Origin of the sequence: Pseudomonas sp. TH06, assembly GCF_016651305.1 — a bacterium.
Classification (GTDB): Bacteria; Pseudomonadota; Gammaproteobacteria; order Pseudomonadales; family Pseudomonadaceae; genus Aquipseudomonas.
This window is the reverse complement of record NZ_JAEKEC010000004.1, coordinates 103,735-119,294: the sequence shown is the minus strand read 5'-3', so window position 1 is coordinate 119,294 and position 15,560 is coordinate 103,735. Positions and strand designations below refer to the sequence as shown.

Sequence of the window (15,560 nt, the reverse complement as noted above, 5' to 3'; positions counted from 1 at the left end):
AGGGGCGCCGACAAACAGAAAACGGCCGCCACAACGGGCAGCCACGGGGAGCGCAAAGGGCTATCACTGGAATCGAAAACGAGCCAGGCGCCATCTCCCCGATCAATACAATACAGTGAAGATGCGCGTTATGACTCACAGGTCACGCTATTTTGCCGAATCGGTGCAGATCGGGTTATTCGACCAACGACCAGTCCAGCGGCGTGCCGCGCTTGATCGGCGCACGCGCACGGCGGCCAAGAACCGCGTCGGTGTGCTTGGGCGGCAGACCGAGGCCGGGGCGAATGGCGCGCAGATTGTCCCCGGTAAAGGTGTCACCGGCCGCCATGTCGGCGGTGACGTACAGCGAGCGGCGATAGACCAGCGACTTGCGCTCGACCTCAGTGACGCCGTAATGCACTTGGCCCATGGCTTGCCAGGCGCGTTCGGTTTCCACCACCAGGCTGGCCATTTCCGCCGGCTCCAGCGAAAAACTGGCATCGACGCCGCCTGCTGAACGGTCGAGGGTGAAATGCTTTTCCACCACCGTCGCACCGAGCGCCACGGCGGCCACCGATACGCCAACCCCCATCGAATGATCCGACAGCCCCACTTCGCAGCCGAACAAATCACGCAGATGGGGGATGGTCCTCACGTTGCTGTTGAGCGGCGTGGCCGGATACGTACTGGTGCACTTGAGCAACACCAGATCCTTGCAACCGGCTTCGCGCGCGGCGCGCACGGCTTCATCCAGCTCGGCAATGCTGGCCATGCCGGTGGAAATGATCAGAGGTTTGCCAGTAGCCGCCACACGCCGGATCAACGGCAAATCGGTGTTTTCGAAACTGGCGATCTTGTAGGCCGGCACGTCGAGACTTTCGAGAAAATCCACCGCGGTGTCATCGAACGGCGTCGAGAAGGCAAGCATGCCCAGCGCTTTGGCCCTGGCGAAAATCGGCGCGTGCCATTCCCATGGCGTGTGGGCCTTTTCGTACAGATCGTAAAGCGAAGTACCGGCCCACAGGCTGCCCGGATCCTTGATGAAGAACTCGCCTTCAGCCAGATCCAGGGTCATGGTTTGCGCGGTGTAGGTTTGCAGCTTCAGCGCATGCGCCCCGGCCTTGGCCGCCGCCTCGACAATTTGCAGGGCGACGTCCAGTGACTGGTTATGGTTGCCACTCATCTCGGCGATGATGAAGGGCGGCGCCTCGGCGCCGATCAAGCGGTCGCCAATCTTGAAACTAGTCATGCGGGTGATCCTTCAAAACACGGGTGAACGCACAGGCAGTCTGAGTGAAACCGGCGTCACGAAACACATTCAATGAGGGACGATTGTCCGGCAACACTTGTGCGGTGATGACCTGCAGGTGCGGCCAGTGTGTGGCAACAAATGCCTCGCCACGGGCCAACAGCGCCCTGCCCCAGCCCAGCCCCATCCGCCCTTCGAGCAAATAGATCGAAACTTCGGCCTCAGTCCCGCTCAGGTCATAACGCACAACGCCGACTGCGCCGTCGTCCGCTTCAGCGATCAACAGCAGGCGCTGCGGATTGCGCAAAGTCGCCGTCAGCCAGTTCAGGTGTTGCGGCCAATCGATCACGCCAGTGTCCAGCGACCGGCGCCGCACCGTTTCGGCATTGCGCCCATCGAATAGCAACTGCGCATCGTCCAGCGTCGCCGCGCGCACCTTCAGCACGGCACCGGCCAGTGCCGCCGCGACCCGCTCGGCACCGCGTCCGTCGACCAGTTGTCGAGAGCGTTCGGCCAGGCTCTGGCGCAAATAATGATTGCCGGTGACAAAGCCGATGGCGTCGCGCAACTGCTCGACACTGACCTGCTCACGGGCGCCCAGGAACACATGCGCGCCCGCTGCCGCCATGACTTCGCCGTTGGCCTGCTGATTGTTCGATACAGCAATACAGATCGTCGGCAGCCCCATCGCCGCCCGCTCCCAACTGGTGCCACCCCCGGCGCCGATAAACAGATCAGCCTCGGTCATGCGCTGGTAGAAGTCGCTGACAAAACTGTGCAGACGCCAGTTCGGCCGTGTCTCGGCCAAGGCCTGCATCTGCGCCCATGCCGGATTGTCGGCGCCAGCGACGAAGTCCACCTGCAACGCGGTAAAATCGGCCAGCGCGAGCATCGCATGATGAGTTTGCCGCGCGGCATCGAAACCGCCGAAGTTGACCAATACCCGTCGGGCCCGGTCTTTGATCTCGATGGCCGGGCAGCTGAACTCTTTACGCAACATGGCATAGCGTGGGCCGAGCAAGGTGCGGCACCCTTCAGGCAACAGCGGCCGATAATTTTCGTGCAGGCCCGAGAGATTCTGATTGAGCAACAGATCGACGCTGTAGCGCCGCGAGGCAAGATCATCCACTGCCGCAATCCGTGCCGCCCACTGTCGAGCAGCCGTTTGCCATTGGTGATCGAGACCGTAGTGATCGACGATGACCCAGTCGAATTCGGCATGACTTTCAAGCTGCATGCCCAGCGCGTCGATGTCGGCCTGCCACGGCAGCATCGATTCGATGGCCTGTTGCGGGTCTTCACCGACGTAGCGCTCAGGCAGCGCAAACGTCTCGAAGCCCTCGGCGCGCAAGGCATCCAGGCGATGGCCCGGCAGGCAGCGGCAGGCAAACGCGACGTGGCTGCCCTGCCCGCGCAACACCCGCGCCAGCGTCAGGCAGCGGGCAATGTGGCCGCTGCCGATGGTTGGCGAGGCGTCGGCACGAATCAAAACTCTCATTGCAGCTCTCCACCGGCCTTGAGCGCGGCGTAAAGGTATTCGGCGCGTTTCCAGTCTTCAAGGGTGTCGATGTCCTGCACCAGATGGCGGGGCAGAATCACCGGCAGGCTGGCGGGCGAATAGAGCACTTCGCCGCGCAACCACGCTTCACTGCGCCCCCAGTAAAACTGGCCGGCGTCCTGAAAGGCTTCGGGCAGGTCCTGGGAGCGAGTCTCGCGAAATTGGGGATACAAAGCGGTCAAGGCGCCCTGTCCGTCCAGAGTCAGTGCACGCTGCACCGGAAAACCAAAACCGCACACGGAGAACGCGAAAGACTTGTCTGGACGTTGCTCCAGCAACTCGATGCCCTGCCGCAGATAACGTGCCTGCAACAGCGGTGCCGTGGCATACACACAACAGGCGTAATCAAAAGCCGGCAGTTGCTGCAATGCGTGCACGATCACCGCCGCGGTGCCGGTGTAGTCATCAGCCAGCGCCGCCGGACGCATGAAGGGCACCTGCGCACCGTGCGCTCGCGCCACATCAGCAATCTCGGCATCGTCGGTGCTGACCACCACCTGCTCGAACAAACCTGAATCCAGCGCCGTGCGGATCGAACGGACCATCATCGGCACGCCATCGAACAACGCCAGGTTCTTGCGCGCAATACGTTTGCTGCCGCCACGGGCCGGGATAATTGCGACGTTGCTCAAGGGCGTTTTTCCAGCAGAAACCAAGTGATATCGTCCACAGGAAACTGCGGATCGCGGTGATAGACAAAACCATAATCCAGCAACTGCAGATCGGCATAACGATTGAGCATTTCGCCGGCGAAATCACGCTTGAACAGCTTGCCGCTGTTGCCACGATAAGACACTTCCAGCGGCGCCGGATTGTAATACTCGGCGATCAGGATGTAGCGCCGGCTCAACTCATACAACTGCGCATAAGCCGTCGGCAACAGCTCCGGGGCCAGGTGGATCAGCACGCCTTTGCTCAATGTCAGGTCGTAGCGGCGTTCACGCGGAAAATCGAGCAGCGAGCCCTGCCAGACCCGGGCAATGCCCAACGTCCGTGCCTGCGCACAGGCATTGTCGTTGATCTCGACACCGAACAGCTCGCAGCGTGGCAGCAGTTGATGCAACGCCTGCAAATTGTTGCCGGCGCTGGTGCCCAGTTCCAGCAGGCTCTCGATGCCTGCGGCGCGGCTCAGCGCTTTGGCAAACAATGCCAGGTTCGCCGCCACCAGCGGTTGCCCCACATTGCGCTCGAAGTACTGGTTACCGAAGTCGCCCTGCCAGAACTGTTCCTGCTCACTCAAAGGACGCATTGCAGATACTCATCCGGTGCCACAGCGGCAGTTATTCGGTCAGCCGACGCAATTGCTCGACCACGTAATCCTGTTGTTCATCGCTCAACAGCGCAAACAGCGGCAGGCTGATCGCCTCGGCGTAATAACGCTCGGCTTCGGGGAAATCGCCCTCGGCGAAACCCAGGTCGCGATAGTAGGGCTGCAAGTGCACAGGAATGTAATGCAGATTCACGCCAATACCGGCACTGCGCAAGCCTTCAAACACCTGACGGTGACTGAGGCTGATGCGATCGGTCTGCAAGCGAATCACATACAGATGCCAAGCCGACTCTGCCTCAGGCTGAAGGCTGGGCAACGTCACCGGCAAATACGCCAGCAGGCGATCGTAACGCGCCGCCAGTTCGCGACGCCGAGCGATGAAGTCGTCGAGTTTGCCCAGTTGCGACAAACCCAGCGCAGCCTGCAGATCGGTGATCCGATAATTGAAACCCAGCTCGATCTGCTCGTAGTACCACGGACCGTGGCTCGGCTCGCTCATCTGCTGCGGATCGCGGGTCATGCCGTGGCAGCGCAGGCGTTGCAGGCGCTCGGCCAGCGCCGGGCGATTGGTCAAGACCATACCGCCCTCGGCGCTGGTGATGATCTTCACCGGGTGGAAACTGAACACCGTCATCGCCGCGAATTGGCCACAACCCACCGGACGTCCTGCATAGGACGCACCGACCGCGTGAGACGCATCTTCGATCACCGTGAAGTTGTAGCGCTCGGCCAGTTCGGCAATCCTGCGCATGTCGCAGCTCTGCCCGGAGAACGCCACCGCCACCAGCACTTTCGGCAATGCGCCGTCCTGCTCGGCCTGCTCGAGTTTCGCTGCGAGGGCGATGACATCGAGGTTCCAGGTCAGCGGATCGATGTCGACGAAATCAACGTCGGCACCGCAATAACGTCCACAGTTGGCCGAGGCGAGAAAGGTGTTGGGCGTCGTCCACAGCCGATCACCCGGCCCCAGGCCTGCCGCCAGGCAAGCAATGTGCAGCGCCGCCGTGGCGTTGCACACCGCGACGGCGAAGTCGGCCTGACAACGCGCGGCCATCGCCTGCTCGAAACGCTCGATGCTCGGCCCCTGGGTCAGCCAGTCCGACTGCAGCACTTCGACGACGGCATCGATGTCTGCCTGATCGACGCTTTGCCGACCGTAGGGAATCATACCGAGAGCTTCGCGTGCAGGTCGGCGATCTGCCCGACCGAGAGGAAATGCGGATTGGTGTCGGAACGGTATTCGAAATCTTCGCTCACGGCACTCCCCCGCTCGCCAAGTTTGTCGACGGCAAAATCGACGTCGACACTGGTGAAGCGAATCGATGGCTGGATGGTGTAGTGATCCGCAAACTCGAGAGTCATCCGCGCATCGTCCAGCGGCACCATCAACTCATGGAGCTTTTCGCCGGGACGGATGCCGACGTGCTTGTGCGGCAGATGTTCGGCCATGCCGCGCGCCAGATCGACGATGCGGATCGACGGAATCTTCGGCACGAACACTTCACCACCGTGCATGCGCGCAAAGCTGTCGAGCACAAACTGTACGCCATGGTCGAGGGTGATCCAGAACCGCGTCATGCGCTCGTCAGTGATCGGCAACTCCTCTGCGCCGTCGGCGATCAGCTTGCTGAAGAACGGCACCACCGAACCCCGCGAGCCGGCCACATTGCCGTAGCGCACCACGGCAAACCGGGTTTGCTGCTCGCCGGCAATGTTGTTGGCGGCGACGAACAACTTGTCCGAGAGCAACTTGGTCGCGCCATACAGGTTGATCGGGCTGGCCGCCTTGTCGGTGGACAACGCGACGACTTTTTTCACGCCATTGTCGATGGCGGCGGCGATGATGTTCTCCGCGCCATTGACGTTGGTGCGAATGCATTCGGTCGGGTTGTATTCCGCCGCCGGCACTTGCTTCAACGCCGCGGCATGCACCACGTAGTCGATGCCGCGCATGGCCTGACGCAGACGATCGGCATCGCGCACGTCACCGATGAAGTAACGCATGCACGGCGCGTTGAACGTCTGCTGCATCTCATACTGCTTCAGTTCATCACGGGAAAACACCACCACGCGCTTGGGCTGGTATTGCTCCAGCAGGCGGGCAATGAATTTGCGCCCGAACGAGCCGGTGCCACCGGAGATGAAAATCGATTTACCGTTGAACATGTCTGAATTCCTGTGTCCTGTTCGCCAGGCTTAGCCGAGCAATTGCGCCCAATTGATCGGGGCAATTTCACCCAGGGTAAAACCTTTGCCGGTCAGCGCCAGGTTGGCGTTGTACGCCGGATCCTGGGCGAAGGCCGCGCTCCACTTCTCACGCAATGCCGCCAATGCTTCAGGAGCTTGCGGCAACTCGCCGGTGTGCAAGACCTGCACCAGCGGCGTCCACACGGTGAGGTAACCGGCCTGCCCGGCCTTGAGACACAGATCGACATCGCTGAAGCCGGCGGCGAAGCTCACGTCGTCCAGGCCACCCAGCGCGTTGAACAAGTCCTTGCGCACCATCAGGCACGCCTTCGACACCGCCGAATAGTTCTGCTCGACCGCCAGGCGTTGCATGTAACCCTCGTTAGCGTGTTTCTCGCCGATGAAGGCCGAAGCCACCCCGTCGTTCAACCCGAGAATCAAACCTGCCTGAGAGATTTTGCCGTCGCGGTCCACCAGTTTGGCACCGACGATGCCGACCTCAGGACGCTGGGCGTGATTGAGCAACGACTCGATCCAGTTCGGGTTGACCACTTCACTGTCGGTGGCCAGCAGCACCAGATATTCGCCCTGCGCCTGCTCGCTGGCCGCGTTGCACAGTGCGACTTGATCGAGCGGGCGATCAGCATGCAGTACCCGCACTTTGCCGTTGCGCAGCGTTGCCAGCCAGTCATTGACCTCGGCCGACGAGTTCGGGTTGACCGCAATCAACAGCTCATAGCGGGTGTAACGGGTTCTGAGCAGCACGCCATCCAGGCAGCGTTTCAAGGCGGCAAGATCGTCGCCGGCGGCCACAATCACCGAGACCAGCGGCCGCTCGGCATGACGATAGTCAATCTGCCAGGTGCCAGGCTGCGTCGAAGTGACCTGAGCCTTGTAACCACGATTGCCCAAGTGCCGCAGCAGCGCCTGACGCTCGTGAGGATTTTCTGCCAGCACTGGCGCCCGGGTGATCAGCAAAGGCTCATCGAGATGGGCCAGACCGTCGAGACCACCCTCCTCGATGATGCGCAGCAGCACATCCAGCTCCAGCGCCTTGCTGAAATCGGCCTGATAACCGCCGAGCCCTGTCAGCACTTCGCGACGAATCAACCAGTGCCGTGCCATCAGTGACGGAACGCTCTGCAGCAGATCCAGGTTGAAGCCGGGGCGGAACATATCCACTAGCGCCCCGTTTTCCTGGCGCTGGATTTCATCCGTGGCAACCGCACGCACACCTGGCGCAGCCATCAGTTCCAGGCCGGCACGCAACAGGCCGGCAGCCGTGAACTCTTCACCCGCCTCAACCAGCAGCAGCCAGTCGCAGGTCGATTGATTGACGCTCTGGTTGAGCTTGTCGACGAAGTTGCCTTGGGTCACTCGCACAAAGTGCAGCGTATTTTGTGCAGTGGTTGCAGCCGGCGGCTCACCCGTGGTGAAAACCACGACCTTGAAAGCTTTACTGTGGCCTTCGAGCAAGCTGTCCAGGGAGATTTGCAACTTGTCGATGTCGTTGTCCAGATCGAGCAGGAAGATGCCGAACTGCGGACCACCGGCATTGTCTGCCAGGTGGCGGGCAATCGCCGTGGCCTGCTCGGTGTCAGGCGCACGCGCGGCGAGCCACTCGAGCAGGCGGCCGGTGAGCATTTTGGCGAATGTCGGCTGATGCCCTTCGAGCAACACCGCGTCCAGACGCGCGACCCAATCGCGCAGCACTGGCGCGTCGTCTTCCTCGTCCAGCGGTTGCAATTGCGCGAGCAGTTGCTTGATCACCGCGCGATTGAACACGTTGGCGTCGTGCGCCTGCCACAAGCGGTCGAGGACACTTTCCGGAGTGTCATTGTTGCGTGCCAGCATCAGGCTCTGCTGGCGAGCCCAAATGCCTTCCAGCTCTTTGAGCTGAACGCGTCCGGCCGGCATCGCGTGCAACAGAAATTCGAATTGCGTCAGTTGATCGAAAAACACCTGGTTATAGAAAGGCATTTCCACGTATTGCTTCGGCCCGAACCGACGTTGCGGGCCGGCCTCGATATCGATCCAGGTCGACTCGAAGATCAACTCGGCGGTGAGTGCCCGGTAGGTCCGCAGGCTTTCGGCCAGCGCGGCAAAACTCTTCAGGGCAAACTGTTTGCCCTGCTGTGGATCCTGATGCTGGAGCTGGGTCGGCAACGACGCGAGGAACTCGGCGAACGCTTCGCGCCCGGCCACGCTCTTGCCATCCATATAGGCCAGCGTGTGATAGATCTCGGTGTTGTGATCGGACTGCTCGTAGTTGATTTCGCGCACCACATACGGGATCGGCAGAATCCGCACCTTGCCCCGGGCCAGCATGTAAAAGGTGTGACCGACTTCCTGCCACTGGAAGATCGTGTCTTGCGGCATGGCCGCGTACCAGTCGCGCAAGATCGCCGTACGCTGCACGGCATAGAACGGCGGCAGGTACTGGTGCATGTAATCGAGCAAACGCTCCTCGGCCTGATCGGCCGAGTAGTCTTCGCAGACTTTCTTGTCACGGCGGTAGTAATTGACGCTGTTGGCCAATGCCAGATACATCAGGCTGTAGCCATGGCACAGGCTGTAATCGGGGTTGGCATCCATGAATGCCACGGCTTCATGCAGGGCATCATGCACAAGGAAGTCATCGTCGGCGGCAAACACCATGTAAGGCGTTTGCAGCTGCTCGACACCGTAAGCCAGCTTGGCGCGAATACCCCAGTAGCCGAACTGCGGCAAGTGCTGATAATCCACGTTGGTGAATTCGGCAGGGATGCCCGCCAGCGCCGCCGCCGACGAATCCAGCACCAGAATCCTGCACGGCAGGCTGCTGTAGAAGCGAATGGCTCTACGCAGAAACGCCGGGCGTTCGTGAGAGATCAGCACAATGGTCAACTGTTCGTTGAGTGCCGGACCGGTTCCAGAAGTGTTCTTGCCTTGCATATATTCCCCACAAACGGCGCGTCGCCGAAAACTCATCGTTGTTTGTCGATTAACGCACGCGACGCAGATAACCATCCGGCGCGACTGTGATCAGCAATTTGCTGTGGATCGACGGGTCGATTTCAAAATCGCGGTTTTCTTCCAGATACGCCCACACCGCGGTTTTCGGGTTGTCACCCTTGCCCCACGGACGATCCGGGAACGCATCGGCCGGCATGTCTTCGACCACGGTGTCCATGACCACGCAATAGCTGCCCACCGACACCAGTGGTGCATACAGGCGCAGCTCTTCGAGGACGTGCTCGTGGGTGTGGTTGGAGTCCAGCACTACCAGCACTTTTTTGCCCTGCACACGCTCGCGCACCTGATCGACGATGCCGCTATCGATGCTCGAACCCTGGATCATGCTGATGCGTTTGAACATCGGGTGCGCTTCGATGGCTTCGCGGTTGTGCTCGCGGATATCGATGTCGATGCCCAGTACTTCGCCGTGTCCGATCAGTTCCAGGATCGAGGCGTAAAACACCAGCGAACCGCCGTGAGCGATGCCCGTCTCGACGATCACGTCCGGACGCAGGTTCCAGATGATTTCCTGCATCGCGACCATGTCCTGCGGAAACTGAATGATTGGCCGGCCCATCCAGCTGAAGTTGTAGGTGTACTTGTGTTTTGCCGTGGTGCCGACCCAGTCCAGGGACTCGGTTTGCAGGGCCTTGTCGTTCTGCAGGCCTTCGATGTTGGCTTTTACTTCTTCGCGAAACTGTTCATGCGGATTCATTGCAACTCTCCAAAAATTCGGGAAACGGCTTACCTGAACACCCTGGCGTCCGGGTAAGGCACTGCGTTGGTCTTGATGATCCTGGCGGGATTGCCCACCACAACCGAAAAATCCGGAACATCTTTGGTCACGACCGCACCGGCACCGATGGTCACCCAGCGACCGATGCGCAGGCGCGGCAGGATCGTGGCGTTGGTGCCGATAAAGGTCCCGTCACCGATTTCCACGCAACCGGCGATACACACGCCCGGCGCCATGAATACCGAGTGGCCGATCTGCCCCTCATGCCCCACGACACTGCCGGCGCTGATGCTGGTGTTGTCGCCCAGTGTCACCTCGGCCTGCATCAGCACGCCTTCTTGCAGATAACTGCCCTGGCCCATGCGAATCATGCTCAGGTCGATCCCCGGATGAACGAATTGGCCCAGGCGTGCACCGGCGTCCACCAACTGACAGGTGGTTTCGTAGCGTAACCGGGTACTGCCGGTGATCAGATTGACGAAGCGCACGTCCTCGCCATTGAGTTCGCCGACCCGTTCACAACCACCGAGCACCGGCACCCCGTAAAACAGCGTGCCGTGCTTGCGCGGATCGTTGTCGAGAAAGGCGAATTCGATGTTCGGCGTGCTGCGCTTGACGGCATGCAGCATGCGCACCGCTTCCGGGTTGGCGGCCCCCAGCAGATACATCTTCACGATGCGTGCCTGCGAGCCAGCAGATCCAGCACCACTTGCACCACGCGGTGTTGATCGGCGTCGGTCATGTCGTGATAGCTCGGCAGGTTGAAGGCACGCTCGGGCAACGCAAACGCCAGCGGCGTGTCGACCACGTATTCGCTGAACATCGGCAGCGATGACAGCGGCCAGAAAAACACCCGGGCGTCGATGTCGGCGGCCTGGAACGCGGCAATCATTTGCTCGCGGTGGATGCCGGTGTCGGCATCGAACACCACGGTCGGCATCCAGTAGCCATTGCGGGCATGGGCCGGTTCGGGATTGAGCGACACACCCGGTACGCCTTCGAGTGCTCGCGCGTAGTAGGCAAAAATCGCCCGTTTGCGCTCGATCAACTCCTCGATTCGCTCGACCTGGGCACAACCGACCGCGGCCTGCAGGTTGCTCATCTTGTATTTGAAACCGACAAACTCCGGCCAGAACTGTTTGGTGCAACCCGCCACACGCCCATGGTTGGACAGGGTCAGAACACGCTCATACAAAGCCTTGTCGGAAGTGACGAACATGCCGCCCTCACCGGTGGTCATGGTCTTGGTGCCATGAAACGAAAAAGCGCCGAAAGCCCCCAGCGAGCCGGCCGCCTGGCCACGCCATTGCGAGCCGATGGCTTCCGCCGCGTCCTCGATCACCGGGATGCCGAATTCGCGACCGATGGCGAGCAGTGCGTCCATGTCACACAAGTTGCCGTACAAATGCACTGCGAGAATCGCCTTGGTGCGCGGGGTGATCGCCGCTCTGACACGTTGCGGATCCAGGCACCAGCTATCAGCCAGGACATCGACGAACACCGGCGTGGCGCCCAGGTAAGTGATCGGTGCCGCCGAAGCAATCCAGTTGGTGTTGGCGAGGATCACTTCATCGCCAGCACCAACGCCCAAGGCGGCCATGCCCATGTGCAGCGCGCCGGTGCAACTGGAGGTGGCAATGGCGTAGGTAGCGCCAAGATGCTCGGCAAAACCGTGCTCGAAACGTGTCAGGTATTCATAGCAACGTGCGCCCCAGCCGTTCTGCACAGCGTCCAGGGCGTATTGCGCTTCGAGTTCGCCAACGCTGGGTTTGGTGTAATGAATTCTGCTCATTGGATGATCAACTCCGGAACGGCGACGACAAAACGTGCGCCCCATGCCTTGGCCGCAGACAGTTGCTGCGTCACTTCGCTCAACAGATTCCACGGCAACACCAGAATGTAGTCCGGCTGCTCCTGGGCGATCCGCTCAGGCGTAACAATCGGAATGCGGCTGCCCGGCAAGCACTTGCCCTGTTTGTGCGGGTTGGCATCAGCCACCCAGGCCAACAGATCCGGCTTGACCCCGGCGTAGTTGAGCAAGGTGTTGCCCTTGGCGGCCGCGCCGTAACCGACCACACGCTTGCCGTCAGCCTTGGCCTGCAACAAAAAGCGCAGCAGTTGATGCTTGATGCGTTCAGCGGCGGGCGCGAGGGTCGTGTAGTACTCGGCGGTTTTCACCCCGGCGTCCAGTTCAGCCTGCAACTGTTGCTGCACCGCTGGCTGCACCGGGCGACGCTCGCCGTCCTTGCGCTGCACGAACACCCGCAACGATCCACCGTGGGTGCTCAACTGGCTGACGTCGAACACTTCCAGGCCATTGCGCTCACACAGCGTCTGCACGGCAGTCAGCGACAGGTACGAATAATGTTCGTGATACAGCGTGTCGAACTGCGCGCCGGCCATCAGCGTCAGCAGTTGTGGGAATTCGAAGGTGGCTACACCGGTTGGCTTGAGCAACGCCGCGAAGCCACCGAGGAAATCGTTGATGTCCGGTACATGCGCGAGCACGTTGTTGGCGGCCATCAAATCGGCGCACCAGCCCTCGCCTTTCAACTGCGCGGCGGTGTCACGACCAAAGAACAGTTCGCGAATTTCCAGACCTTTTTCCCGCGCGGCTTGTGCGGTACTGCGAGTCGGCTCGACGCCCAGGCACGCAATGCCCCGGCCAGCGACGTATTGCAGCAGGTAACCATCGTTGGCGGCGACTTCAACCACGCGACTATCGGCAGTCAGGCCGAAGCGCTCGACCATCTCGGCGACATAGCGCTCGGCATGCGCGAGCCAAGTGCTGGAGAACGAGCTGAAGTAGGCATATTCGGCGTCGAACAGGCTGTCGGCGCTGGTGTAGTCCTCGGTCTGCACCAGCCAGCACTGCTGACACACGGCGACCTTCAACGGTACCCATTGCTCGGCTTGATCCAGTCGATCGGCGTGCACGTAGGCGTTGGACGGTGGTGAGGTGCCGAGGTCGATCAGCGGCAAGCTCAGCGGTGCGGCGCACCCACGGCAGTTCATAGACGCACTCCAGCAAAGTGTTGATCCAGCGCGGGATGGCTGGAATCACGCGCTGACAAATTATTGACAGGCAACGGCCAGGCGATCGCCAGCCGTGGATCGTTCACCGACAGACCGCCCTCGTGCTCCGGCGCGTAATCGGCGCTGTGCAGGTAGAGCAATTCGGCGTCTTCGGTCAGCGTCTGGAAACCGTGGGCGAACCCGGCCGGGATCAACAGGCTGCGGCCATCGCCGGCCTTGAGGTGCTCGGCGTGCCAGTGCAAAAAGGTTGCAGAATCGGGGCGCAGATCGACCGCCACATCCCACACTTCACCGCGCAGGCAGGTGATCAGTTTGGCTTCCGGCGCGTTGGCATTCTGATAATGCAGACCGCGCACACTGCCCTTCTCGCGAGTGCAGGAATGGTTGATCTGGCGGATATGAAATTCGCTGCCGAATGCGCTCAGACTGCCCTCGCAGAACAGTCGGGCGAAGTGCCCGCGCTGATCTTCGAAGCGTTTGTGCTGGACGCTGAACAGTCCGGCCAGCGGCAAGGCGTGCAGGGAAAACTCGCTCACAGCGCGCCTCGGTACAGGTTCAACTGGCCGAGGGTAACGGCGCGCATGTCATCGCCGTTCTGCCACGCCAGATGCCAGTCGAGGGTCTGGGTCAGGCATTGCTGCAAAGTCCAGCGTGGTTGCCAGCCGAGTACCTGACGTGCGCGGCTGCTGTCCAGACGCAGCAGGCCGGCCTCGTGCAGTTCGCTCGGTTCGATACGCAGACCACGCGCCTGCGGCCAGCGGCTGGCGAGCAACTCGACCACTTCGCCAACGCTGCACATGTCCGCCTCGCCCGGGCCGAAGTTCCACGCACCGGCGAATTCCGGGCCTTGCTCGTAGAGGCCGGCGGCCAGTTGCAGGTAACCGGCCAGCGGCTCCAATGCGTGCTGCCATGGGCGCACGGCTTGCGGGTAGCGCAGGGTCACCGGCTCGTCGGCGGTCCAGGCTTTCAGCACGTCGGGAATCAGCCGCTCAGGCGCAAAATCGCCGCCACCCAGAACGTTGCCGGCACGCGCAGTGGCGAGGGCCAGACCGTGCTCGGCGTACTTGTCCGCCGGGAAGAATGACGCGGCATAAGATTGTGCAAGCAACTCACAGCAGGCCTTGCTGCTGCTGTAAGGATCGTGGCCACCGAGGGCTTCGTCTTCGCGGTACGGCCACAGCCATTCCTTGTTGGCGTAGACCTTGTCGGTGGTGACCAGCACGCAAGCGCGCACGCAACCGACCTGACGAATCGCTTCAAGCAGGTTCAACGTGCCCATGACATTGCTGGAGTAAGTGCCGAGCGGATCACGGTAGCCTTCACGCACCAACGGTTGTGCCGCCAGGTGCAGAACGATCTCAGGCTCGGTGTCGGCGATGATTTCCAGCAGCGCGCCGAGATCACGCAGATCGCCGCGCTGATCGTTGATGCCTTCGTGCACGCGCGCCAGTTCAAACAGACTCGGTTCAGTCGACGGATCGAGAGAGAAACCGCTGACTTGCGCGCCGAGGCTTTGCAGCCACAGGGTCAGCCAACTGCCTTTGAAACCGGTGTGACCGGTAACGAGGACGCGTTTGCCACGCCAGAAATCCGCACTCAGTCCCATTGCTTCCATGGGGCCTCCCCGCTCTGCCACAGGGCTTCGAGATGGTTCTTGTCACGCAGGGTGTCCATAGGCTGCCAGAAACCGTCGTGCTGAAACGCCATCAGTTCACCGCGTGCAGCCAGGCCGTCCAGTGGACCGGACTCCCACGACGTCGAATCGCCTTCGATCAGCGGCAGAACCTTGGGTGACAGCACGAAAAAGCCGCCGTTGATCCAGCCACCGTCGCCGCGTGGCTTCTCGGTGAAGCCCAGCACGCGGTCACCTTCGCGATCCAGCGCACCGTAACGTCCCGGCGGTTGTACGGCGGTGACGGTGGCCAGTTTGCCGTGAGTCAGGTGGAAATCGACCAACGCGCTGATGTTCAAATCGGAAACGCCGTCGCCATAGGTGAAGCAGAAGGCCTCTTCATTTTCCAGATAGCGCGCGGCTCGCCCCAGGCGGCCACCGGTCATGGTCTCTTCACCGGTATCGATCAGCGTCACACGCCATGGCTCGCTGTAATTCTGGTGAACGTCCATGCGGTTTTCACGCATGTCAAAGGTCACATCGGAGGTGTGCAGGAAGTAGTTGGCGAAGAAGTCCTTGATCGCATACCCCTTGTAGCCCAGGCAAATCACAAAGTCGTGAATCCCGTGGGCGGAGTACTGCTTCATGATGTGCCAGAGAATTGGCTTGCCGCCAATCTCGATCATCGGCTTGGGCTTGAGGTGCGACTCTTCACTGATGCGCGTGCCCAGACCACCCGCCAAAATAACTGCCTTCATCCTCTCCCCTCTCGTTCGTCACAGGGCTGCGCGTCGCTTTCTTGAGCGTTGCGGCCTTCTGGCTAAACCTTTCTGCCGTTTCGGGCGCAGGGGCAATGACCGCGAGCGCTCGTTTTATGGCGATTTGAGGGTGACTTGCAGGAAACGCGCCAGCTCGGTGCGCGGTGTGTCGCAGTCG

The 15,560-nt window shown here is 61.1% G+C and carries 14 protein-coding genes; all 14 read right to left on the bottom strand.

Translation table 11 applies throughout. From position 1 onward, the window contains the following. Nucleotides 1-175: 175 nt before the first annotated feature. Genes pseI through rfbF form a run of 14 tightly spaced genes read right to left on the bottom strand, consistent with a single transcriptional unit; the run spans nt 176 to nt 15,382 of the window. Nucleotides 176-1,228, bottom strand: coding sequence for a pseudaminic acid synthase (pseI, locus tag JFT86_RS27760; RefSeq protein WP_201239251.1), 1,053 nt, complete (start codon nt 1,226-1,228; stop codon nt 176-178). Next, nucleotides 1,221-2,726 (bottom strand): UDP-2,4-diacetamido-2,4,6-trideoxy-beta-L-altropyranose hydrolase, encoded by a 1,506-nt coding sequence (gene pseG / locus JFT86_RS27755; protein WP_201239250.1) that lies wholly within the window; start codon nt 2,724-2,726, stop codon nt 1,221-1,223. The genes pseI and pseG overlap by 8 nt, the downstream gene beginning before the upstream one ends. Continuing rightward, nucleotides 2,723-3,418 carry a pseudaminic acid cytidylyltransferase gene (gene pseF, locus JFT86_RS27750; RefSeq protein WP_201239249.1) on the bottom strand — a complete coding sequence of 232 codons (696 nt, stop codon included), beginning with the start codon at nt 3,416-3,418 and terminating at the stop codon, nt 2,723-2,725. The genes pseG and pseF overlap by 4 nt, the downstream gene beginning before the upstream one ends. Further along, nucleotides 3,415-4,035, bottom strand: a complete 621-nt coding sequence (locus JFT86_RS27745) for a pseudaminic acid biosynthesis-associated methylase (protein WP_201239248.1) — start codon at nt 4,033-4,035, stop codon at nt 3,415-3,417. The genes pseF and JFT86_RS27745 overlap by 4 nt, the downstream gene beginning before the upstream one ends. A 31-nt stretch (nt 4,036-4,066) precedes the next feature. After that, on the bottom strand, nt 4,067-5,224 hold the full coding sequence (pseC, locus tag JFT86_RS27740) for a UDP-4-amino-4,6-dideoxy-N-acetyl-beta-L-altrosamine transaminase (protein WP_201239247.1): 1,158 nt from the start codon (nt 5,222-5,224) through the stop codon (nt 4,067-4,069). After that, entirely contained in the window at nt 5,221-6,222 is a 1,002-nt protein-coding gene (gene pseB, locus JFT86_RS27735) for a UDP-N-acetylglucosamine 4,6-dehydratase (inverting) (RefSeq protein WP_201239246.1), read from the bottom strand. Before pseB ends, pseC begins: the two co-directional genes overlap by 4 nt. A gap of 30 nt (nt 6,223-6,252) precedes the next feature. Continuing rightward, nucleotides 6,253-9,177 carry a TIGR00180 family glycosyltransferase gene (locus JFT86_RS27730; RefSeq protein WP_201239245.1) on the bottom strand — a complete coding sequence of 975 codons (2,925 nt, stop codon included), beginning with the start codon at nt 9,175-9,177 and terminating at the stop codon, nt 6,253-6,255. A 49-nt stretch (nt 9,178-9,226) separates the two neighbouring features. Next, the gene (locus JFT86_RS27725; RefSeq protein WP_201234450.1) at nt 9,227-9,955 is read right to left on the bottom strand and encodes a cephalosporin hydroxylase family protein; all 729 of its coding nucleotides are present in this window, start codon (nt 9,953-9,955) and stop codon (nt 9,227-9,229) included. A gap of 29 nt (nt 9,956-9,984) precedes the next feature. Next, complete coding sequence (locus JFT86_RS27720; RefSeq protein ID WP_201234451.1) at nt 9,985-10,650, bottom strand: NeuD/PglB/VioB family sugar acetyltransferase; 666 nt, start codon at nt 10,648-10,650, stop codon at nt 9,985-9,987. Further along, nucleotides 10,647-11,768 carry a DegT/DnrJ/EryC1/StrS family aminotransferase gene (locus JFT86_RS27715; RefSeq protein WP_201234452.1) on the bottom strand — a complete coding sequence of 374 codons (1,122 nt, stop codon included), beginning with the start codon at nt 11,766-11,768 and terminating at the stop codon, nt 10,647-10,649. The genes JFT86_RS27720 and JFT86_RS27715 overlap by 4 nt, the downstream gene beginning before the upstream one ends. Further along, entirely contained in the window at nt 11,765-12,991 is a 1,227-nt protein-coding gene (locus JFT86_RS27710) for a class I SAM-dependent methyltransferase (RefSeq protein ID WP_201239244.1), read from the bottom strand. The genes JFT86_RS27715 and JFT86_RS27710 overlap by 4 nt, the downstream gene beginning before the upstream one ends. Further along, nucleotides 12,988-13,548, bottom strand: a complete 561-nt coding sequence (gene rfbC / locus JFT86_RS27705; protein ID WP_201239243.1) for a dTDP-4-dehydrorhamnose 3,5-epimerase — start codon at nt 13,546-13,548, stop codon at nt 12,988-12,990. Before rfbC ends, JFT86_RS27710 begins: the two co-directional genes overlap by 4 nt. Next, nucleotides 13,545-14,627: a CDP-glucose 4,6-dehydratase gene (gene rfbG / locus JFT86_RS27700; protein ID WP_201239242.1), complete on the bottom strand. Its 1,083-nt coding sequence runs from the start codon at nt 14,625-14,627 to the stop codon at nt 13,545-13,547. The genes rfbC and rfbG overlap by 4 nt, the downstream gene beginning before the upstream one ends. Then, nucleotides 14,609-15,382, bottom strand: coding sequence for a glucose-1-phosphate cytidylyltransferase (gene rfbF / locus JFT86_RS27695; protein WP_016984278.1), 774 nt, complete (start codon nt 15,380-15,382; stop codon nt 14,609-14,611). The genes rfbG and rfbF overlap by 19 nt, the downstream gene beginning before the upstream one ends. Nucleotides 15,383-15,560 lie beyond the last annotated feature (178 nt).

Excerpts from the sequence above, each read along its gene's own strand:
- pseI (WP_201239251.1), bottom strand. The coding sequence starts at position 1,228 with ATGACTAGTTTCAAGATTGGCGACCGCTTGATCGGCGCCGAGGCGCCG.
- pseG (WP_201239250.1), bottom strand. The coding sequence starts at position 2,726 with ATGAGAGTTTTGATTCGTGCCGACGCCTCGCCAACCATCGGCAGCGGC.
- JFT86_RS27745 (WP_201239248.1), bottom strand. The coding sequence starts at position 4,035 with ATGCGTCCTTTGAGTGAGCAGGAACAGTTCTGGCAGGGCGACTTCGGT.
- pseC (WP_201239247.1), bottom strand. The coding sequence starts at position 5,224 with ATGATTCCCTACGGTCGGCAAAGCGTCGATCAGGCAGACATCGATGCC.
- pseB (WP_201239246.1), bottom strand. The coding sequence starts at position 6,222 with ATGTTCAACGGTAAATCGATTTTCATCTCCGGTGGCACCGGCTCGTTC.
- JFT86_RS27730 (WP_201239245.1), bottom strand. The coding sequence starts at position 9,177 with ATGCAAGGCAAGAACACTTCTGGAACCGGTCCGGCACTCAACGAACAG.
- JFT86_RS27725 (WP_201234450.1), bottom strand. The coding sequence starts at position 9,955 with ATGAATCCGCATGAACAGTTTCGCGAAGAAGTAAAAGCCAACATCGAA.
- JFT86_RS27715 (WP_201234452.1), bottom strand. The coding sequence starts at position 11,768 with ATGAGCAGAATTCATTACACCAAACCCAGCGTTGGCGAACTCGAAGCG.
- JFT86_RS27710 (WP_201239244.1), bottom strand. The coding sequence starts at position 12,991 with ATGAACTGCCGTGGGTGCGCCGCACCGCTGAGCTTGCCGCTGATCGAC.
- rfbG (WP_201239242.1), bottom strand. The coding sequence starts at position 14,627 with ATGGAAGCAATGGGACTGAGTGCGGATTTCTGGCGTGGCAAACGCGTC.
- rfbF (WP_016984278.1), bottom strand. The coding sequence starts at position 15,382 with ATGAAGGCAGTTATTTTGGCGGGTGGTCTGGGCACGCGCATCAGTGAA.